General features: G+C 35.6%; 17 protein-coding genes. 13 read left to right on the top strand and 4 right to left on the bottom strand.

All coding sequences use genetic code 11. The annotated features are described in order from the left end of the window. Positions 1-237: 237 nt before the first annotated feature. The 4 genes from ytxJ to D7004_RS16500 form a co-directional block, all read right to left on the bottom strand. The gene (ytxJ, locus tag D7004_RS16515) at positions 238-570 is read right to left on the bottom strand and encodes a bacillithiol system redox-active protein YtxJ (RefSeq protein WP_123206920.1); all 333 of its coding nucleotides are present in this window, start codon (positions 568-570) and stop codon (positions 238-240) included. 262 nt (positions 571-832) lie between these two features. After that, on the bottom strand, positions 833-1,324 hold the full coding sequence (gene ribH, locus D7004_RS16510; protein ID WP_123206919.1) for a 6,7-dimethyl-8-ribityllumazine synthase: 492 nt from the start codon (positions 1,322-1,324) through the stop codon (positions 833-835). A gap of 62 nt (positions 1,325-1,386) precedes the next feature. Next, positions 1,387-2,061, bottom strand: coding sequence for a LytR/AlgR family response regulator transcription factor (locus D7004_RS16505; protein ID WP_123206918.1), 675 nt, complete (start codon positions 2,059-2,061; stop codon positions 1,387-1,389). A gap of 330 nt (positions 2,062-2,391) precedes the next feature. Continuing rightward, a complete protein-coding gene (locus D7004_RS16500) occupies positions 2,392-3,897 on the bottom strand; it encodes a sensor histidine kinase (RefSeq protein WP_123206917.1) in 1,506 nt (501 codons plus the stop codon). Between the two features lie 192 nt (positions 3,898-4,089). Between D7004_RS16500 and D7004_RS16495 the strand changes: the two genes are divergently transcribed. From D7004_RS16495 to fusA, 13 genes are all read left to right on the top strand, one after another. Further along, on the top strand, positions 4,090-4,437 hold the full coding sequence (locus tag D7004_RS16495) for a Spx/MgsR family RNA polymerase-binding regulatory protein (RefSeq protein WP_123206916.1): 348 nt from the start codon (positions 4,090-4,092) through the stop codon (positions 4,435-4,437). A gap of 66 nt (positions 4,438-4,503) precedes the next feature. Beyond that, positions 4,504-5,247 carry a hypothetical protein gene (locus D7004_RS16490; RefSeq protein ID WP_123206915.1) on the top strand — a complete coding sequence of 248 codons (744 nt, stop codon included), beginning with the start codon at positions 4,504-4,506 and terminating at the stop codon, positions 5,245-5,247. A gap of 158 nt (positions 5,248-5,405) precedes the next feature. Continuing rightward, on the top strand, positions 5,406-7,394 hold the full coding sequence (locus D7004_RS16485) for a M1 family metallopeptidase (protein ID WP_123206914.1): 1,989 nt from the start codon (positions 5,406-5,408) through the stop codon (positions 7,392-7,394). A gap of 106 nt (positions 7,395-7,500) precedes the next feature. Next, positions 7,501-7,722 carry a VF530 family protein gene (locus D7004_RS16480; protein ID WP_123206913.1) on the top strand — a complete coding sequence of 74 codons (222 nt, stop codon included), beginning with the start codon at positions 7,501-7,503 and terminating at the stop codon, positions 7,720-7,722. 743 nt (positions 7,723-8,465) lie between these two features. Then, entirely contained in the window at positions 8,466-11,489 is a 3,024-nt protein-coding gene (locus D7004_RS16475; RefSeq protein ID WP_123206912.1) for a SusC/RagA family TonB-linked outer membrane protein, read from the top strand. 12 nt (positions 11,490-11,501) lie between these two features. After that, the gene (locus D7004_RS16470; RefSeq protein WP_123206911.1) at positions 11,502-13,004 is read left to right on the top strand and encodes a RagB/SusD family nutrient uptake outer membrane protein; all 1,503 of its coding nucleotides are present in this window, start codon (positions 11,502-11,504) and stop codon (positions 13,002-13,004) included. A gap of 10 nt (positions 13,005-13,014) precedes the next feature. After that, positions 13,015-14,328, top strand: coding sequence for a DUF3472 domain-containing protein (locus D7004_RS16465; protein ID WP_167459523.1), 1,314 nt, complete (start codon positions 13,015-13,017; stop codon positions 14,326-14,328). Between the two features lie 11 nt (positions 14,329-14,339). After that, complete coding sequence (locus D7004_RS16460; RefSeq protein ID WP_123206909.1) at positions 14,340-15,368, top strand: discoidin domain-containing protein; 1,029 nt, start codon at positions 14,340-14,342, stop codon at positions 15,366-15,368. 114 nt (positions 15,369-15,482) lie between these two features. Then, positions 15,483-15,794 carry a type II toxin-antitoxin system HigB family toxin gene (locus D7004_RS16455; RefSeq protein ID WP_123206908.1) on the top strand — a complete coding sequence of 104 codons (312 nt, stop codon included), beginning with the start codon at positions 15,483-15,485 and terminating at the stop codon, positions 15,792-15,794. Continuing rightward, a complete protein-coding gene (locus tag D7004_RS16450) occupies positions 15,778-16,137 on the top strand; it encodes a helix-turn-helix domain-containing protein (protein ID WP_123206907.1) in 360 nt (119 codons plus the stop codon). The genes D7004_RS16455 and D7004_RS16450 overlap by 17 nt, the downstream gene beginning before the upstream one ends. A 1,165-nt stretch (positions 16,138-17,302) precedes the next feature. Further along, positions 17,303-17,716 carry a 30S ribosomal protein S12 gene (gene rpsL / locus D7004_RS16440; RefSeq protein WP_008244597.1) on the top strand — a complete coding sequence of 138 codons (414 nt, stop codon included), beginning with the start codon at positions 17,303-17,305 and terminating at the stop codon, positions 17,714-17,716. 17 nt (positions 17,717-17,733) lie between these two features. Beyond that, positions 17,734-18,201, top strand: a complete 468-nt coding sequence (gene rpsG, locus D7004_RS16435; RefSeq protein WP_123206905.1) for a 30S ribosomal protein S7 — start codon at positions 17,734-17,736, stop codon at positions 18,199-18,201. A 103-nt stretch (positions 18,202-18,304) separates the two neighbouring features. Further along, entirely contained in the window at positions 18,305-20,419 is a 2,115-nt protein-coding gene (gene fusA, locus D7004_RS16430; RefSeq protein ID WP_123206904.1) for an elongation factor G, read from the top strand. The last annotated feature ends 25 nt before the right edge of the window (positions 20,420-20,444 follow it).

The following is a 20,444-nucleotide window of genomic DNA, read 5'->3' as shown; positions in this document are numbered from 1 at the left end:
GCCACAGATTAACAGATTTTTAGTTTTTAATCTGGTAATCTATGGCTAGAGTATATTAAAAATAATATTTAGCTGCTGATACAGAACTTTGTAAATCAATCCGAAGCAGAACGTCACAAATATTAAAAATAGAAACCATTTAAATTTGATAGCCACAGATTAACAGATTTTTAGTTTTTAATCTGGTAATCTGTGGCTAAAGTATATTAAGAATAATATTGATTTTGGCTTTATTAACTAGGCAGCTATCACTTCTGCAACTTCATCTGCAGAGATATCACTGTGTGACGATTCCAATACACAGTCGCCATCTTTAATTAATAATATTTGTGGAGATTGGTGTGCAACCTGAAAAACTTCTGCAATTTTATTAGAAATTTCGCGATAAGCAATCAAGTCTAAAAAGTACAATTTTGTATCTTCAGGAATTACATCCCAATCCATTTCAAAATTTTTTCTGGCCATCATACTGATAGAACAGCGTGTACTGTGTTTAAAAATAAGGCTGAAACCACTTGCGCCCTTAATATCGTCAAGCTGATCTATAGAAGTTAAATTAACCCAGGTCATAATTTATATTAATGATTTTGATAGGTAAACGTTTTGCACAACAGAAAGTTCTGCAAATGACTTAAAAATGAAATACGAGTTTGTAAATTAATTTCTTCTTCTTTTGCCTTCAGGATATGAACTATATGCCGGACAAAGTTTTGAAGAGCAAGACTCTAAAATAGTAATGGTACAAAATACCGACAATAAAAGGATTGCAACTTTTTTCATTCAGATAGTGATTTTAAAGTTCTAATGTACAAATAATTATTAAACGGCAATATTAAATATTTGCAGAAAAATCGGCCATTTTTATGGCTGTAATTGCGGCTTCATCGCCTTTATTGCCATGTTTACCACCTGCCCGATCTTGCGCCTGTTCTAAATTATTTGTAGTTAACACACCAAAAATAACTGGTTTGCTATATTTAATACCAACATTTGTAACGCCTTGAGCCACAGCATCGCAGATAAAATCGAAATGTTTCGTATCACCCTGAATTACACAGCCTAAGCAAATCACAACATCTAAATCACTTTTTTTGCTCAATAAAATTTCAGCCCCACCGGTTAATTCGAAACTGCCAGGTACAGCTAAAGAAATGATATTTTCTTCCTTTACTCCATTATCTAGCAGCGTTTTTAAAGCACCATTATACAATGCACCTGTAATTTCTGCGTTCCACTCCGCAACAATAATCCCAAATTTATAGTTTGCACCATTAGGAACGGTTGTATGAGAAAAATCGGAAAGGTTTTTTAATTGACTTGACATGCGGCAAAGATAGTGCTATGCAGCGAATGATAAAAGTAGTAATGTTTAAATGTTGTAATTTGTTAAAGCAATTGCAAGTTGTTGTAAGTTGCTCCAATAGGAATTATTCTTTCGCCAATAAATATTTGACTGCGATCGAATTTGGTTATTTTATTTTTTGCAACAATGAATGCCCGGTGACAACGGATAAAATCTGTTTTAGGTAAGAGTTCTGCCAAATCATTTATGGTAATTCTCGAACTCAGCAATTTATCTTTTAGCTGTATTTGGGTATAATTTCCTGAAGCCTCCACAAATACAATTTCGTTTAATTCTACTTTTACCTGCTCGTAACCATCTTTTATAAAAATGTATTCTGATTTATTTTCTGCCCGTTGATTACGAAAATTGTATAATTCGTGTACCTTATTACAAGCCTTTAAAAATCGAGATAGCGAAAATGGTTTTAATAGATAATCAACCGCATCAAGTTCAAAACTTTGTACTGCATGTTCGGTGTATGCGGTGGTAAATATCACCATTGGCGGTTTGCTCAAGCTTCTAAGAAAATCGATACCACTTATATCAGGCATCTTTATATCCAGAAAAATCAGGTCGATTTTATTTTGCTGCAAATAACTTATGGCTTCAAATGCATTTGTAAAAGTAGTACTTAACTCAATAAATGGCACTTTTGATGCGTGAGACCTGATAATTTCGAGCGCTATGGGCTCATCATCTATAGCAATTGCAATCATTTTTAAAGGTACGATTTGGTTTAAAATTCTTTCTAAAAATTATTTTCTGCAGCACATAGCCATTAATCCTTGGCAAAGTATTCCCGCCTATACTACAATCTTTTGGTTAATGGTTTTGCTTATTGTAGTTTATTCGACCAAAAGTATTTTCGTGTTTGTCGGGGCTATTTAACTAGGTTTTTTGCGCTTGGCAATTTACAGCAAAAACCTTTGTTTATAAACCCGATAAAGCCAAATAGCCCGGAGTGAGGCACGAATGAGGACTATTGGCGATAGCGGGGCTGCACACCGTTAATAGCATAGAACGTTCATTTTCAAAAAAAGCAATTGCTAGTCTAATTGAAGTGTTAAATGAATAAAAAATTCTTTGGCGCTTTCGCGGATAATTAGTTCATGTTTTCCAAAATAAAGTAAAGCCAATCGTTGTTTTACATTTTCTAAACCTATACCACTTTTTAATTTTTCAGGGTCGTTATCAGCCTTTAAATGAATGCTGTTATGAACATCAAAGTAAAGTGTTTGCTCTTTAGTTTGCAGTGTAATTTTAATATGAGATGGCTGTTGTAAGCTAATGCCGTGTTTAAATGCATTTTCTACAAAGGGTATTAAAAGCATAGGTGTAATTTGCAAATTGTTTAATTGCTCATCTATTTGCGTTTCAATTTTAATATCGGCAGAGCGTGAAGTTCTAAGTTTTTGTAAGTCTATGTAATTGCTTAAGTATTCTACTTCTCGTGTTAGTGATATTTTATCCTGCATGTTTTCATGGAGCATGAAACGCATCATATCGCCAAGTTTTTGTATGCCTTCACCGGTACGCTCTGCATTTTCTTGTAAGGCAGTTCCGAAAAGTGTATTTAATGCATTGAATAAAAAATGAGGATTAATTTGCGATTGCAAGAAACTTAAACTCGCATCTGATTTGCCTAATTCAGTTTTTAGGGTTTTAATTTCTGTACGATTAGCCAATCGTCTTTTATAAATATACCACGATAATGGTGCGCTAATAACTAACTGTGTTGGGAGATGAAAAAGAAAAACAATGAAAAACATTTCAACCCGCCAAATAAACAAAGTTGATATTAAACCTAAAGGAACTGCTAAAAGAATAGATATGAAAAAAACCTGCCAAAAGTAAACTTTGAATGGTTTGCCTTTTGCAAAGTTTTCTGGTAAAAGTTTATAAATAGAATAAATTACAATACCAATTGATGAGAAGATTACCAATGTCCAGCATACGCTAATTTCTAAAGCCGAATTTGTAGATATCCACAACAATAAACCTACAAACCAAAACGCTAAACCGAAAGACATATCTACTTTTGCTAAAGTGTTTTCACTAGCATCTTTATACTTGTTTTCGCTTAGATGTTTTACAAAAATTTTTAATAGCGCATAAGATGAGATAATTACAATAGACCACATACTGTATATGTATCCTTTAAAAAATATTCTATTGTAGGCGTGTTGTAAATCATCATATTCATCTAATAGGTATGCATCGGTATAGGTTTTACAAATGCTAAATATTAATCCGCCGAAAACGAAAATTCCTACTAAAAAGAAGCTATTGGCGACAACATTTTTCTTGTTGATTAAGGCAGGAATGATAGAAAAGTTTATAGCTAAAAAGCTTAAATACAAAATCGTGAATCGAAACAACTCTGGAACAAGATAATTTGAAAAATAGGAATATTCTAAATCTGCCCCTCTAAATTGATAATAGCTGTTGTTATTAATCCGGCCATCGGCGCCTGAAATTAATAAGATTATTACTAACACATACAAAGCTGTTGCTACCCAAAATTCTACCTTTTGTAAATCTTTAATATTCATTTTCTGATGATTTGTTGGTGCAATTTTACTTCGCTAATTTCAATAAACTTTATAAATGTGATGGAATTAAAGAAAAATGTGATGAATGATGGAGTTGTAGGTTATAAGTTGTAAGTTTTAAGTAAGAAAAGCTATCAAAGTTGATGATTTGCAACTAGACTTATAACTTAGAACCCATAACTTAGAACTCAAATGATAGTTTACGGAATACCCAATTGCAATACAGTAAAAAAGGCGCTTGATTGGTTAAAGCTGCACAATATAGAATTCGAATTTCATGATTTTAAGAAGAAAGGAATAACTGCAGAAAAATTGACCGAATGGTGCAACACTTTTGGGTGGGAAGCGGTATTAAACCGCAAAGGCTTAACCTGGAAAAAACTAACAAAGGATGAACAAATAGCGATTGATAATCAGGATAAAGCCATTTCATATATGATTAATAATACTAGTGCGATTAAGCGTCCAATTATCGAAAAAAACAATAAAGCGGTTTTAATTTCTTTTCAAGAAGATAGTTATGCTGAAACACTTGGCTAATCAAGTTGTTAATGTTAAAGTTTGTTAAAACGAAGTTTTAACATTTAAACTAATCTACTTTTGAATATGTACAAGCTAATCTTATTTTTATTAATTGCTGTTCCTTTTGGCACATTTGCGCAAAGTAGTGTGGCAACAGGTGCTATTTATGATTTTTCTAAAAAAACAATGACTTTGCCGGGAGTAACGGTTAGAAACTTAAATAGTAAAAAAATAGTTAGTGGAAATGCAGCAGGTAAATTTAGCATAAATGCAAAAGTTGGCGATTTACTCGAATTTTCTTTGATAGGATATGTTACTGATACTGTTTATTTAACCAGCCTACTTCCAAAAGCGGTTTATATGGTTGATAAAAGTAACAGTTTGAATGATGTTGATATTAGAGGTGTAAAAATAAATAAGTCTATCTTATCTCCCGACCCAATGGCAGAAAAATATACACAAATGGGCACTGGAGGTAATTTAGAAAGAAAAAAGATGACTGATAAAGTGGGCGGTTTAAGTCTAAACTTAGGCTATGGAAAATACAAACGCCAGCAACGTAAAGAAGCAGAGCTGGAAGAGCGAGAAACCTACCTGGCAGAAATTGATGAAAACTTTAATGAGAAAACTATAGGAAATCTTTTAAAATTGGAAGGTGACGATTTAAAGAATTTCATGATTATTTATCGCCCATCGGTTCTTAAAGTACAATCTGAAAGACCATTCAAATATTCATACTACATTGTACAGGCTTATCATGCCTGGTTAAAATTATCTCCAAAAGAAAGAAAGTTACAAGATTTACCTGATTTAGGTAAGAAAAACTAAACCTAATCTTGTTCATTTAATTGAGTATTGATTATGTGATTCTCAAACAATTTAAGCTTTGTGATTATAGATTTTAAAGTCTTGTAAAGTAACAATGTAAGCACACACATTTCTGTTTGTGCTTATTTTTTATATTTGCCGCCAAATACATAAACATCATGAACATCAAACTAAACAAATTAATTACTATGTGTTTAGTAAGCCTTGCGGTTGCATTTTCTGCATCTGCACAGCAAGCTGCCACAACTCCAACAACCAATTATAGTCCTGCAGAGGCGTTTGGACCATTGTTTTACACGCAAAACGGAAATGAATTTCGCTCTGCAAATGGTGCACCTGGTGCAAAATACTGGCAAAACCGTGTTGATTATAGCATTACGGCAAGCCTTGATGAAACCAAAAGTATGGTTACTGGAACGGTTACCATAACTTATAAAAATAACAGTCCTGATAAGTTGCCATATTTATGGTTACAGTTAGATCAGAACACATTTAAAGAAGGTTCTCGTGGTAAGCAAGTTACGCCTGCCCGTAGTCGCTACGGTGCTCAAGGCGAAGCTTTCGATGGTGGTTACAAAATTCAAAATGTAAATGTTTCTCAGAAAACTGGTGATGTAAAATTTACCTCAATTGTAGAAGATACCAGAATGCAAATTCGTTTGGCTCAACCATTAGCTGCCAATGGAGGTATTGTTACCATGAAAATGGATTATTCTTACATCGTTCCAAAAGAAGGCTCAGATAGAACAGGACATTTAACTACGCAAAATGGCGAAATCTTTGCCATTGCGCAATGGTTTCCTCGTATGTGTGTTTATGATGATGTTTTGGGTTGGAACACTTTACCTTATTGGGGTGGAGGAGAATTTTATTGTGAGTATGGTGATATAAACTTTGCAATTACTGCACCAGCAACTCATATTGTTATGGGTTCGGGAGAGTTATTAAATCCACAAGAAGTTTTTACAGCAGAACAATTGAAAAGATGGAATGCAGCAAAATCAAGTGATGCAACAATACACATTCGTTCTGCCGAAGAGGTTACCGATGCTAAATCTCGTCCGGCAAAAGATAAACTTACCTGGAAATTTAAAATTTTAAATGCGAGAGATGCTGCCTGGGCTTCATCAAAATCATTTGTTTTAGATGCCGCCCGCATCAATTTTCCAAGTGGAAGAAAAGGCTTAGCGGTTTCTGCGCAACCTGTAGAAAGCAATGGGATGGATGCATACGGACGTGGTGTTGAATATGTGAAATCTACAATTGAGCATTATTCTACAAAATGGTTCGAATACCCATATCCAATGGCAGTTAATGTTGCAACCAACATTGGTGGAATGGAATACCCAGGAATTGTTTTCTGTGGCTGGAAAGCTAAAAAAGGTTCTGCTTGGGGTGTAATCGACCATGAATTTGGACACAGCTGGTTCCCGATGATTGTAGGTTCGAACGAGCGCAAATACGGTTGGATGGATGAAGGCTTTAACACATTCATCAACGGAATTTCTGCTCAAAGTTTTAACAATGGCGAATATAAACCTCGCCCTACTGACATGAACCGTATCGGAAAATCAGCAATTGGTAATCCTGCGTTAGAAAACATTATGCTAATGCCAGATGGGATGGCAGAAAGAAATATTGGAATAAACTTATACAGCAAACCTGGATGGGGATTGGATATCTTAAGAAATCAAATTTTGGGCGAAGATAGATTTGATTATGCTTTCCGTGAGTATATTAAAAACTGGGCATTTAAACATCCAACACCGTTTGATTTTTTCCGTTCGATGGAAAATGGAGCAGGAGAAGATTTAGCTTGGTTTTGGAGAAGCTGGTTCTTAAACAGTTGGAAAATGGACCAGGCAATCGCAGATGTTCAAGCAGTAAAAACAGATGGAAACATTACTGCATATACCATTAAAGTAAACAATTTAGAAAAAATGCCGATGCCAATTATTTTGCAGGTAAAAACAAAAAGTGGTAAAACAGATATAATTAAACTTCCGGTTGATGTTTGGATGAAAAACACATCGTGGACGGTTCGCTATCCAACAACAGAGGAAGTGGTTTCTGTTGTTTTAGATCCCAATAAGGTTCTGCCAGATTCTAACCCAGATAATAATACCTGGAGCGGAACTGCGAACTAAGGTTAAATTAAACTTTTTATAAAGCCATTCTGATTTCAGAATGGCTTTTCTTTTTTGAAGGCAAATTACTCCTCAATAATTTTACAAATTGATTTAACTTTGTGCTATGGCTGAACAGCAGAAAAATAATCCATTACATGGTATTACCTTGGAAAAAGTCGTTACCGATTTACAAACTCATTATGGTTGGGAAAAATTAGGTTTGCTTATCAAAATAGATTGTTTTCTTAATAATCAAAGCATTAAATCGAGCTTGAAATTTTTACGCAGAATGCCCTGGGCTCGTAAAAAGGTAGAAGATTTATTTTTAGAAACGTTTCATAAATAGTTTTATATATACTAATCTTTTCTAATGATTAGTATGTGTAAATATTTTGTTTAGGCAACAAACATCTTAATTTGATTCATAAAAATCAATAAATACTATTCTCTAAGATCTTTAACTTTCAATGATTTAGTTTACGTCGCCCTGAATTTATTTCTTCAGGGTCTTTTATGCAAGAAAGATGCTGAAATCAATTTAGCATGATGTGTCGTAGAAGCAGTGCGGCGACAAAACAGCAAAATATTAAATTTAAGAATCGAACCCAGGTAAATAGCTAACTAAACATACAAATATCCATTGATAGTAACAGGATAATCTTAATCAGATGTTTGCGGCTATTATTTAATTAAATTTTGTAACTTATTTTAACGCAAACGTTTGTCAAAGCCGCCTTAACAACGTAAGATGGCAATTATCTAAAAAACTGTTTGTTCATTTCTCAACAAAAATTCTCATTAAAAAGATAAAATCTAAAAAATGATAATTTTTAGTTTTATGTCGGAGCATAAATAGTTCTTTACACTCCAATTACATTTCCAGTTTCCCGAAAATACCTTAATTAATGCTGATAAGTAGGCAAACGTTTGCGTTGTGTTTGTAAATTTTTCCTTTCACAAATCTTATAATTTAGGCTTTAATAAAACCAGTTTGAGCTTTCGTTTTTACCAAGCGAAAGCGTATGCATGAGAAACTTATGATATACGACTCAAAATTATACAACTATTCCCTAACCAACAACCAAACCAATGAAGATCAAGTTAGTCCTGCTCTTAGGTGGAATTGTACTGCTCTGGCTACCAAAAAGTCAGGCAAACACAATTGATTTCTTAAGCAAAAAAAACAAGTTTATTTCTGGCAATCGTAACGTTGCAAGCATTTTGCCCAATGCATTTCAGGATATCCAGATTAAAGGCAAAATAACTGATAAATCTGGGGCAGTACCAGGCGCTTCAGTATCACTTAAATCCAATCCAAATATTGGTACATCAACCGATGGAGGAGGAAACTATGTAATTACCGCACCTGCAGATGGTATTCTGATTATTAAATCTATCGGATATAAAACAAAAGAAGTTCCGGTGGCAGGTAAAACAATTTTGAATATTACATTGGATGAAGAAGATAATAATCTATCGGATGTCGTTGTTGTCGGATATTCATCAAAAAAGCAAGGCGAGCTTTCCAGTTCTGTATCAGTAATCTCCGCAGAAAAACTTAAAGGTATTGCTTCAAATGATATTATATCAATGATACAAGGTAAAGCGCCTGGTGTTGTAGTTTCTTCAGGTTCTGGAGATCCAACTGCAGCTCCATCCATTAACATTCGAGGTGTAAGCAGCATCAATGGTGGTACAGCTCCTTTGCTAGTTGTTGATGGAAATATTTTAGGCGCTTATGGCTCAGAAGGTGCAACTTATAGCCCGGCTGATGTTGAAAGCATAACGATTTTAAAAGATGCGGCAGCCACAGGTTTGTATGGCTCTCGTGCTGGTAGTGGTGTAATCATTGTTACTACTAAAACAGGAAAAGCTGGTGAATCAAAAATCGAATTTAATTCTACTTTAGGTTTCAGTACACCCACAACGGGTAATTTTAAATTAATGGATAGTCAGCAATTACATGATTATCAGAAAACCTTTTCTAATCCTAAATCTTCCGTGTTAAATACCAATACGAATTGGTGGGATTTAGCAACCCGAAGCGGAATGACTCAAAACTATACATTATCAGCGTCTGGCGGTTCAGAAAAGGTTAAGTATTACATTGCCGGTAATTATTATAGAGAACAAGGTACAATTGTTAACAATGATAAGAACGCTTACAACTTAAGAACCAATTTAAATAGCCAGCTAACTAAGAAATTAAAAGTTAGTTTATTGCTAAATGGTGTTTTCTCAAAAGATAACTACCAAACTAGCAATACCCTTGGAGATGCTTATCTTAACTTACCTTTTGACCCGGCTTATAATGTTGATGGCACACCCGTTGACCCTAGAATTACACCGAGCTGGTTAGGTAGAGATGTTGAGAATTTTTTACATTCAAATCAGTACAATTTCTCAAACGGCAGAAGTTTTAATGTTAGTGCTGATTTAAATTTAGATTATAGCATCGCTAAAAATTTAACCTTTGCAAGTTACAACAGAACCAATTTCTTTAATGATTTTTATGTTGATTATTATGACAAAAGAACAAAAGAGGGTGGTGCAAACAATGGTGAGTTGTACAATACAACGTCTTACAAAAATCGTCTTTTATCTTCAAACAGGTTAAAATACGAAAATAGCTTTGGAGAAAATCACCTAACCGTTTTAGCAGTTGGAGAGGCTGAGAAATCTTATTATGACGTTGCCAGTTTGAATGGAAAAAACCTACCTGCTGGCCGTCCGGTAATGTCAACCGCTACCGATATTATTAGTAATCCCTCGGGAGGAACGAATGAATATAACTTTAGCAAATATTTGAGCCAGATAGATTATAATTATGCTGGAAAGTATTTCGCCATTGCCTCTTTTGTTCATGAAAATTCATCTCGCTTTGGGATAAATAAAAGTGGAGGAGATTTTTATCAACTAGGGGCATCCTGGATTTTAAGCAACGAAAACTTTTTGAAAAGCGTTAAACCTATAAGCTTTTTGAAGTTAAGGGCCAGTTATGGTACAACGGGTAATGCAGAAATAGGCGATTACCCTTCTTTAGGTCTTTATGCTATTGATGTTTCTGCTAGTTATGCTGGTGTACCAGGTGCCAGTCCATCACAAAAGGGAAACCCCGATTTAACATGGGAAAAGCAAAAAACCGCAAATATTGGATTTGATATGGGTTTCTGGAATAGAATTGATTTAACTATCGATCTTTATGATAAGCGCTCTAACGCTTTATTATTCCAGGTTCCACTGCCATCTACTGAAGGTTATTCTTATGTTTTTCAAAATGTAGGTGCTTTGAAAAATAGGGGTTTAGAATTTAATTTAACTACCAAAAATTTCACAGGTGCCTTTAAATGGGAGACTAATTTAAATATGGCATTCAATAGAAATACGATTTTAAAACTTAATGAAGGTAAAGATGCCATAACACCTGGAGGTTCACAGCCTAGAGCTGTAGGGCATGATATTTTTGATTGGAAAATGCCTGTTTGGGCTGGCGTAGATCCTAATAATGGAGATCCGCTTTGGGAAAAAGTTATCACCGATGCGGATGGTACTAATCATATTGCGGTAACAAACACATATGCCCAGGCAACTCGCCAATACACTGGTACATCGGCATCGCCTAAATTTACCGGTGGTATCACCAATACATTATCTTATAAAGGGATTTCATTAAGTGCATTTTTCAACTTTGTTTATGGCAATGATGTGTATAATAATAGTCGTGCCTATTTTGATAACGATGGATTATACGAAAGTTATAATGCAATGGTTCTAAAATCTGGATGGACCAGATGGGAAAAAATCGGCGATGTAGCCACACATCCAAAGCCAGTATTGGGTGGAAATCATGATTCAAATCAGCAATCTACCCGCTATCTTGAAGATGGAAGTTATATCCGTTTGCGCAATATTACTTTAGGATATCAAATTCCTACAAATTGGTTAAGCAAAATTAAAATTAGCAGTGTCCGCATCTTTGTAAGTGGAGATAACTTATGGACTGGTACTAAGTTTTCTGGATTAGACCCGGAAGTTGATTTGGGTTCAGGGATCTCAAGCTTCAAATATCCACTTAGCAAAAAGGTATTGTTTGGTTTAAATATTGGTTTATAGGAGGATAAAATAATGAAGACAATTAGAATAAAATTATATACAGGAGTACTTGCATTATTTATAAGTGCAGGTGCTTGTAAAAAGGAAGTTAAACCTTCTACAGCGATTGATGATCAATCTGCGTTAACTAATCCGGGTGATATTGAAACTGCAACAATTGGTACATATGCCGTTTTAAGAAATGCAACCTATGTAAGAAGTGCCCATTTTTTAACAGAGTACCAAGGTGATAACATAGCCCAAGGACAACCATCTTCTGATGATCTTTCGAGATGTTACCGTTACACACACATTCCAACAGGTACACACGGCGCTAATTTTTGGAAACAGGCATACTATGTAATCGTTGCAGCTAATAAAATTATAGCTGCAATTCCAGATAATGCTTCTTCCGAACTACGACAGCTTAAAGGCGAAAACCTGTACTTAAAAGCAATGATGGAATTTAACTTGGTTCGCGTATTTGGCAGGCCTTACACACAAGGTGGTGGAGCTAATCCAGGGGTTCCGGTTTTAAAGGAAGGGACAAACGAAACAACGCCAGCAAGGAAAACAGTTAAAGAGGTTTATGATGCTGCAATAGCTGATTTACTTAAAGCAGCAGATTTATTAACTGTTGCCAAGCAAAATGTATTTGCATCAAAAGAAGTTGCCTATGCTTTACTATCTCGTATTTATTTAAATATGGGAGACAATGATAATGCTATTAAATATGCAGACTTGGTAATTGCTTCTGGCCGCTACAAATTGCTTCAAGGTGCCGATTATCAGAGTTATTTTACGAAAACTCCTGAAGCAAATTCGGAAACTATTTTTGCGATTCGTTACACAAAAACCGAAGATCAAGATTTTGGTGCCATTGGCTCTATGTATTACAGCGGTACACCTGGAAGCTTAGCTACGCCAGGTCCTCAAGGTAGTACAGGTTATGGCGAGATTTATGCCTCGCAACAATATATAACGGAATTGGATAAGAACCCTGCTGATTTGAGGCATAGTTTTGTTGCTCCATATAAAATAAATGGTGTACTGCAATATAACACTAAAATTGCGCCCAACGTACCTATGTATTATGTAACCAAATATAATTTACAAGAAGGAATAGCCAACCTAAGTTCACCTGTTTATTTGCGCTTCGCAGAAATGTATCTAAATAAGGCAGAAGCAAATGCAAAGCTTGGCAATGCACAACTTGCTTTAAACGATGTAAATATTATTAGAAGCCGTGCCGGTGTCCCAGCATTAACGCTATCTGGAATTGCTACAGCGGGTAAAACAGCATTGGATGTCGTTTTAGAAGAACGCAGATTGGAATTTGCATTTGAAGGACAACGTGCCTATGATTTATTTAGAAACAATAGACCTATGACTAGAAATTATCCGGGTACCCATGCACTAAATAATACACCTTCAACCAATATAACACAAACAATTTTACCAACTGATGCCCGCATTATATTTTATATACCACAATATGAAATCGATAATAATAAAAATCTTGCTCAAAACCCTTAATAACAAAGCCATGAAAAAAATATGTTGCTTTTTAGTGATGCTAAGCCTAGGTGTCTTCTTTTTATCATGTAAGAAAGGTGGAGAGCAAACTCTTGAAAATACTTATAAACCTACTCCGGTTGTGATAGAGACCAATAAGGCAATACCAGTAGAGGGAAATAGTTATATAACTCAATCTGCATCTGGTGCAACCGAAGCTATTGGAGCAACCATTTCTAATTGGAAAAATACCACTAGTGTAATTAGTACCTATTTTAAGGTTGGTCAATCCGGTAAATTAAATCTGGCTATTAAGGGTTCTGTAATCACTGGGAAAAGTGTTGTAAAACTTACTGTTAATGGAACTTCTTTTGATGTGACTTTAACTGGCGCTACACCAGCGGTATTTCCGGCAGGAATAATAGATATTACTACACCTGGTTACGTCAAAGTAGATTTGCAGGGCGTTAGTAAGGAGGGAATAACCTTTGCAGAAGTTTCTGATATTATGGTTGGCGGAACAGCTGTTGCAAGCAACTTACAATATGCAAGTGTTAGTGCTGATAACCAATATTACTGGTCAAGAAGAGGGCCATCTGTGCATTTAAATTACACCAATCCAGCAGGAAATAGCGAATGGATGTATAATGAACTTACGGTGCCGGTAGGTCAAGATAATATTGGTTCTTATTATATGTCTAACGGTTTTAGTGGAGGCTATTTTGGTATTCAGGTTAAATCTGCAACAGAACGATGGGTGTTGTTCTCCGTTTGGGATGCAGATTCTGGCGCTAAAACAGTTCTAACAAGTAAAGGTGCAGATGTAACTAATGGAAATTTTAGTGGTGAAGGAACTGGAGGTCAAAGTTACCTGGTTTACAACTGGAAAGCAGGTAATACTTATAAATTCTTAACACAAATTAAGCCCGATGGTTCAGGCAATACCATTTATTCTTCTTGGTTTTATGCGCCAGAACTCGGTGTATGGAAATTCATGGCTACTTTTAAACGACCTGCAACCTCAACTTATGCAACAGGTTTAAATTCTTTCTTAGAGAATTTTAATGTCGAATTAGGTTACACTGGAAGAAAAGCCTTATACAATAATTTATGGCTCAGAAATACAGCAGGAACTTGGACGGAAGTTACTACAGCAAGGTTTACATGTGATCCAACCGGAACTACCGAACAACGTATGGACTTTAAAGGTGGTATAGAAGACGGCAAATTTTATCTGCAGAATGGGGCATTCTTTAACGATTTTGTGCCCAACAATACCAATTTTACCAGAACTCCTACAGCTGTAGCACCAACAGTAAACCTTGCAACTTTGCCAACTAATTAAACTCAATCAAAATGAAAACAATAAAATTATACGGTTTATTACTGCTATTTTCAATAATAGGAGTAATCAGCTCTTGTAAGAAAGATAAAAGCGCAGAATTAACCTCCAACTTGGAAGAAACTACGCTTGATAGATCCAAATGGACTGTTACTGCTTCGAGCGAGCAGTTAACTGGGGACAATACTGGTCTTGCAACAGCAATTTTAGATGGTAATGTAAATACCATTTGGCACTCAAATTATACAGGGGGCCAAACTCCATACCCTCATTGGCTTCTTATTGATATGAAAAAGCAAAATGTAATTACACAGGTTAATTTAACAGCCAGACAAAATAATGTAAAAGGGTTTACAAAATTTAAATTAGAAGGCAGTACAGATGGCACAACTTTTACAAGCTTTGGCGAATTCACATTTAACCCGGCTTTAATTACCGAGCAATCTTTTGCGATTACCCCTGCAAGAAATGTGCGTTTCATCAAATTGACTGCATCAGATAAAGCTGCTACGCAAACCGGATCTATTACCTTTTTAGCAGAATTTAATATAAGAGGTTTGCAAGAAAGAGTGCCTATTACGGATGTTGCTCTTGATAAAACTGGCTGGACAGCTACCGCATCGAGTGAAGTAAACTTTCCGGGTGATGAAACAAATTTGGCTGCTTTTATAGTTGACCCAATCTCTGCAAAAAGCCCAACAGCTACATCTACTCCTTCTTTCTGGCAAGCAGATTATGATGTTTTTCATCCGTACCCGCACTGGATCATTGTTGACATGAAAAAGGCAAATCTGCTTACTTATATTGGTCTAAATGCACATACAGATGCAAAGCAAGGCTTTAGTAAGTTTAAGATTGAAGGAAGTGTAGATGGTACAACATATGCAAATCTTGGTGATGAGCGCAATTTTAATCCAGCTACAATTAATGAACAGAAGTTCGCTGTATCACCATCATCGGCAATTAGGTATATAAAAATCACCTTGTTAGAAGGCACCCCTTACCCATGTTTGGCCAACTTTGAGGCCTACGTAAAATTATAAGTTTAAATTGGTTGGTTAGATAGCTGCTCGAAAGGGCAGCTATTTTTTATAACTTTTTAAATTGCTAATTTGTATTGTTACCAATTTGGTAATATATTTGTTTGAAAATTTACCATGCGAGTTATTTCGAAAAAAACACTTGTAATTTTTTTTAGTAAACATGCCTCTGCTAAAGGAAGCTTAGAAGCATGGTATGGAGAAGTAGTGGAACAAAGTTGGGATAAACCTGAAGATATTATTAGGCTTTATTCCACCGCAGATGTAATAACGGGAAAACGATTTGTTTTTAATATAAAGGGTAACCATTACCGATTAATAGTAGATGTTGAATTTAAATTAAAGATTGTTTTTATTGTTTGGGTTGGAACACATGCTGAATATGATAAAATAAAAGTGGAGGAAATAAGCTATGTTAAAAATAATTAAGACAGAGGAAGAATATGAAATAGCTTTGGAAAAAGCATATTCATTTATGCAAGAAGATATTGTTTTAGGTTCTGAACAAGCTGATGAATTGGAATTGCTGACCCTACTGATTGAGTATTACGAAGAAAGCCATTATCCTGTACTACCTCCTACACCAATCGAGGCTATAAAATTCAGATTAGAACAATTAGGTAAAACACCAACAGAACTATCAAAAATATTTGGAGCGAGAAGTCGTCAGTCTGAAATACTGAGTGGTAAACGCAAATTGAGCTTAAGTATGATTAGGAAACTTCACGAGGTTTTGAATATTCCTGCAGAAAGCTTGATTGGGGTTTATTAATATATTTACTATCTACGATTTATAGATGGTTAAATTGAGATAAGTAAACATGGCTTATATTTTTTTTGACTTTCTGAAATAAAGCATATAATAAAGTCGATAAACTAATTAAGGAATTAGCGATAAAATATCGATTATCCTTGCCACCTAAACCCGATATACGCGTAAAGCCAACAATTTTTCATTGTTGCTTGCAGCATTAGCGGGACCGAAGCTAACATAAGAATCACTGCATTTGCTTTTCAAAAAAAATAGTGCTTGTACTATTAAGATGCTGAAACAAGTTCAGCATGACGAGTGTGTTAGTGAATTTCGCAAAAGAATTTGTAGAATAATAGTTTAGCTGCTAAACCAAGCCGATAAAATATCAATTGTCCTTGCCACTTAAACCAGATATACGCGAAAAGCCAACAATTTTTCATTGTTGCTTGAAGCATTAGCGGGACTGAACCCGAGCCAAGAATCACTGCATTTGCTTTTCAAAAAAAAATAATGATTATACTATTAAGACGCTGAAACAAGTTCAGCATGACGGGTGTGTTAGTGAATTTCGAAAAAGAATTTGTAAATTTTCACAAAAAAAAGGATAATGCTTATGCTATTAAGATGCTGAAACAAGTTCAGCATGACGAGTGTATTAGTGAATTTCGCAAAAGAATTTGTAAATTTTCACAAAAAAAAAGGATAATGCTTGTACTATTAAGATGCTGAAACAAGTTCAGCATGACGCGTGTGATAATGGATTTGCAAAAGAATTTGTAAAATAATAGGTTAGCTCCTAGACCAAGCCGATAAAATCTCGATTAGCCTTGCCACCTAAACCCGATATACGCGTAAAGCCAACAATTTTTCATTGTTGCTTGAAGCATTAGCGGGACTGAACCAAAGCCAAGAATCACTGCATTTGCTTTTCAGAAAAAAATAATGCTTGTACTATTAAGATGCTGAAACAAGTTCAGCATGACGAGTGTGGTAATGGATTTGCAAAAGAATTTGCAAACCCTTAATCATCAACACCAAACTGATAATTACGAACTCGAAAATTTTTATCCTAACCCCTTGATTTATAAAAAGAATTGTTCTACTTTTGCAGTCCGTTTTATGGGCTATCTGTAAGGATGCCGGGGGAGCGGTAAATAATTAAATAAAAAATTAAAAAAGCACAATGCCAACCATTCAACAATTAGTTAGAAAAGGTAGAGTAGCACTGGAGTTCAAGAGTAAGTCTCCAGCGTTGGACAGCTGTCCACAGCGAAGAGGTGTATGTACACGTGTGTACACCACTACCCCTAAAAAACCAAACTCAGCAATGCGTAAAGTAGCCCGTGTTCGTTTAACGAACGGTAAAGAGGTTAATGCATACATTCCTGGAGAAGGTCACAACTTACAAGAACACTCAATCGTTTTAATACGTGGTGGTCGTGTTAAAGATTTACCAGGTGTACGTTACCACATCATCCGTGGTGCATTAGATACATCAGGTGTAGCTGGTCGTAATCAACGTCGTTCTAAATATGGTACTAAACGTCCTAAACCGGGACAAGTAGCTGCGGCGCCAACTAAAGGTAAAAAGAAATAATCGGGAGGAAATAAGAAATGAGAAAGTCAAAACCAAAAAAGAGAATTATTCTTCCTGATCCAAAATTTAATGATGTTCAGGTAACTCGTTTTGTAAACAATATGATGTACGATGGGAAAAAATCTATCGCTTACTCTATTTTTTATGATGCTGTTGAAATTGCTGAGAAAAAAGCAGGTGAAAACGGTTTAGAGATATTTAAACGTGCTTTAACTAATATTATGCCAGCTGTAGAGGTTAAATCTCGTCGTGTTGGTGGTGCTAACTTCCAGGTTCCAACCGAAGTTAGACCAGAGCGTAAAACAGCTTTAGGTATGAAATGGTTAATTTCATATGCTCGTAAACGTGGTGAAAAAACCATGAAAGAGAAATTAGCTGGTGAAATTGTAGCCGCTGCTAAAGGTGAAGGTGCTGCTGTTAAAAAGAAAGAAGATACGCACAAAATGGCGGAAGCTAACAAAGCGTTCTCTCACTTCAGATTCTAAACATTCAAATGATTGAATTTTGAATGATTGAATGATTGAATGATGAGTGTTTTTACACATTCACTCATTCAATCATTTTGTCATTCATTCATTAATAAAAACAATGGCAAGAGATTTAAAATTTACAAGAAATATTGGAATCGCAGCTCACATTGATGCAGGTAAAACTACAACAACTGAGCGTATCCTTTATTATGCTGGTGTTAGTCATAAAATTGGTGAAGTGCACGAAGGTGCTGCAACAATGGACTGGATGGCACAAGAGCAAGAGCGTGGTATCACGATCACTTCTGCTGCAACTACTGTTGAGTGGAAATACAGAGGTCAGGCTTACCACATGAACATTATCGATACACCAGGGCACGTGGATTTTACCGTTGAGGTAAACCGTTCGTTACGTGTATTAGATGGTTTAGTGTTCTTGTTTTCTGCAGTTGATGGTGTTGAGCCTCAATCAGAAACTAACTGGCGTTTAGCTAACAACTACAATGTTGCTCGTATTGGTTTCGTTAACAAAATGGACCGTTCTGGAGCTGACTTCTTAAAAGTTGTTAAACAAGTTAAAGATATGTTAGGTAGTAATGCAGTTCCATTGCAATTACCTATCGGTGCTGAAGACGGATTTAAAGGTGTGGTTGATTTAATTAACAACCGCGGTATTGTATGGAATGAGCATGATAAAGGTATGACCTTTACTGAAGTGCCTATCCCAGAAGATATGATTGATGAAGTTGCGGAGTGGAGAGAGAAATTGTTAGAATCTGTAGCTGATTACGATGAGTCGTTAATGGAGAAATTCTTTGATGCTCCTGAAACAATCACCGAACGCGAAGTTTTAGATGCTTTACGTGCTGCTGTATTAGATGCTAAAATTGTACCTATGGTTTGTGGTTCATCTTTCAAAAACAAAGGTGTACAAACCATGCTTGATTATGTGATGGAATTATTGCCTTCACCTATGGATAGCGAAGGTGTTGTTGGTACTAACCCAGATACAGGTGCTGAAGTTTTATTAAAACCAAGCATTAATGAGCCATTCGCAGCTTTAGCATTTAAAATTGCAACTGACCCATTCGTAGGTCGTTTATGTTTTATCCGTGTTTATTCGGGTAACTTAGAAGCGGGTTCTTACGTTTACAATACACGTTCAGAAAACAAAGAACGTATTTCTCGTATCTTCCAAATGCATGCTAACAAGCAAAACCCGGTGCCTAATGTGGCTGCTGGAGATATTGCTGCGGTAGTAGGATTTAAAGATATTAAAACAGGTGATACACTTTGTGATGAAAAACACCCAATTATTCTTGAATCAATGAACTTCCCTGAGCCAGTTATCGGTTTAGCTATTGAGCCTAAAACTCAAGCTGACGTTGATAAATTGGGTATGGGCTTAAGTAAATTGGCTGAAGAAGATCCTACATTTAGAGTTCAAACTGATCAGGAAACTGGTCAAACTGTTATCTCTGGTATGGGTGAGTTACACTTAGATATTTTAATTGACCGTTTAAAACGCGAATTTAAAGTTGAAGTTAACCAAGGTGCACCACAAGTAGCGTACAAAGAAGCAATTTTTGGTACAACTACACACCGTGAAACATACAAAAAACAATCAGGTGGTCGTGGTAAATTTGCCGATATTTCGGTTGTTATCTCTCCAATTGATGCTGATTTTGAAAAAGGTGGTTTACAATTCGTAAACGAAATTACAGGTGGTTCAATTCCACGTGAGTTTATTCCTTCGGTAGAAAAAGGTTTTGCTGCTTCAATGGCAAATGGTGTGTTAGCTGGTTATCCACTTCCAGATATGAAAGTTCGTTTAACGGATGGTTCATTCCACGCGGTCGATTCAGATGCTTTATCGTTTGAATTAGCAGCTAAAATGGCTTACCGTGAGGCTTTACCTAAATGTAAACCAACTTTGATGGAGCCAATCATGAAAATCGAAATCTTAACCCCTGAAGAAAACATGGGTGATGTTATCGGTGATATGAACCGTCGTCGTGGTCAGTTATTAGGTATGGACACTCGTAACGGATCTCAGGTAATTAAAGCAACTGTGCCACTTTCTGAAATGTTTGGTTATGTAACTCAGTTACGTACAATCACTTCAGGTCGTGCAACTTCTACAATGGAATTTGACCACTACGAAGCTGCGCCTAAAAACGTACAGGATGAAGTAATTGCTAAATCAAAAGGAAGAGTAAAATCTGAAGACTAATTAAGAAGATAAAAGAGCAAGGATA

The organism is Pedobacter jejuensis, assembly GCF_003725795.1.
GTDB lineage: Bacteria > Bacteroidota > Bacteroidia > Sphingobacteriales > Sphingobacteriaceae > Pedobacter > Pedobacter jejuensis.
The sequence above is the reverse complement of the archived record's forward strand: the minus strand, read 5'-3'. Positions and strand labels throughout refer to the sequence as shown.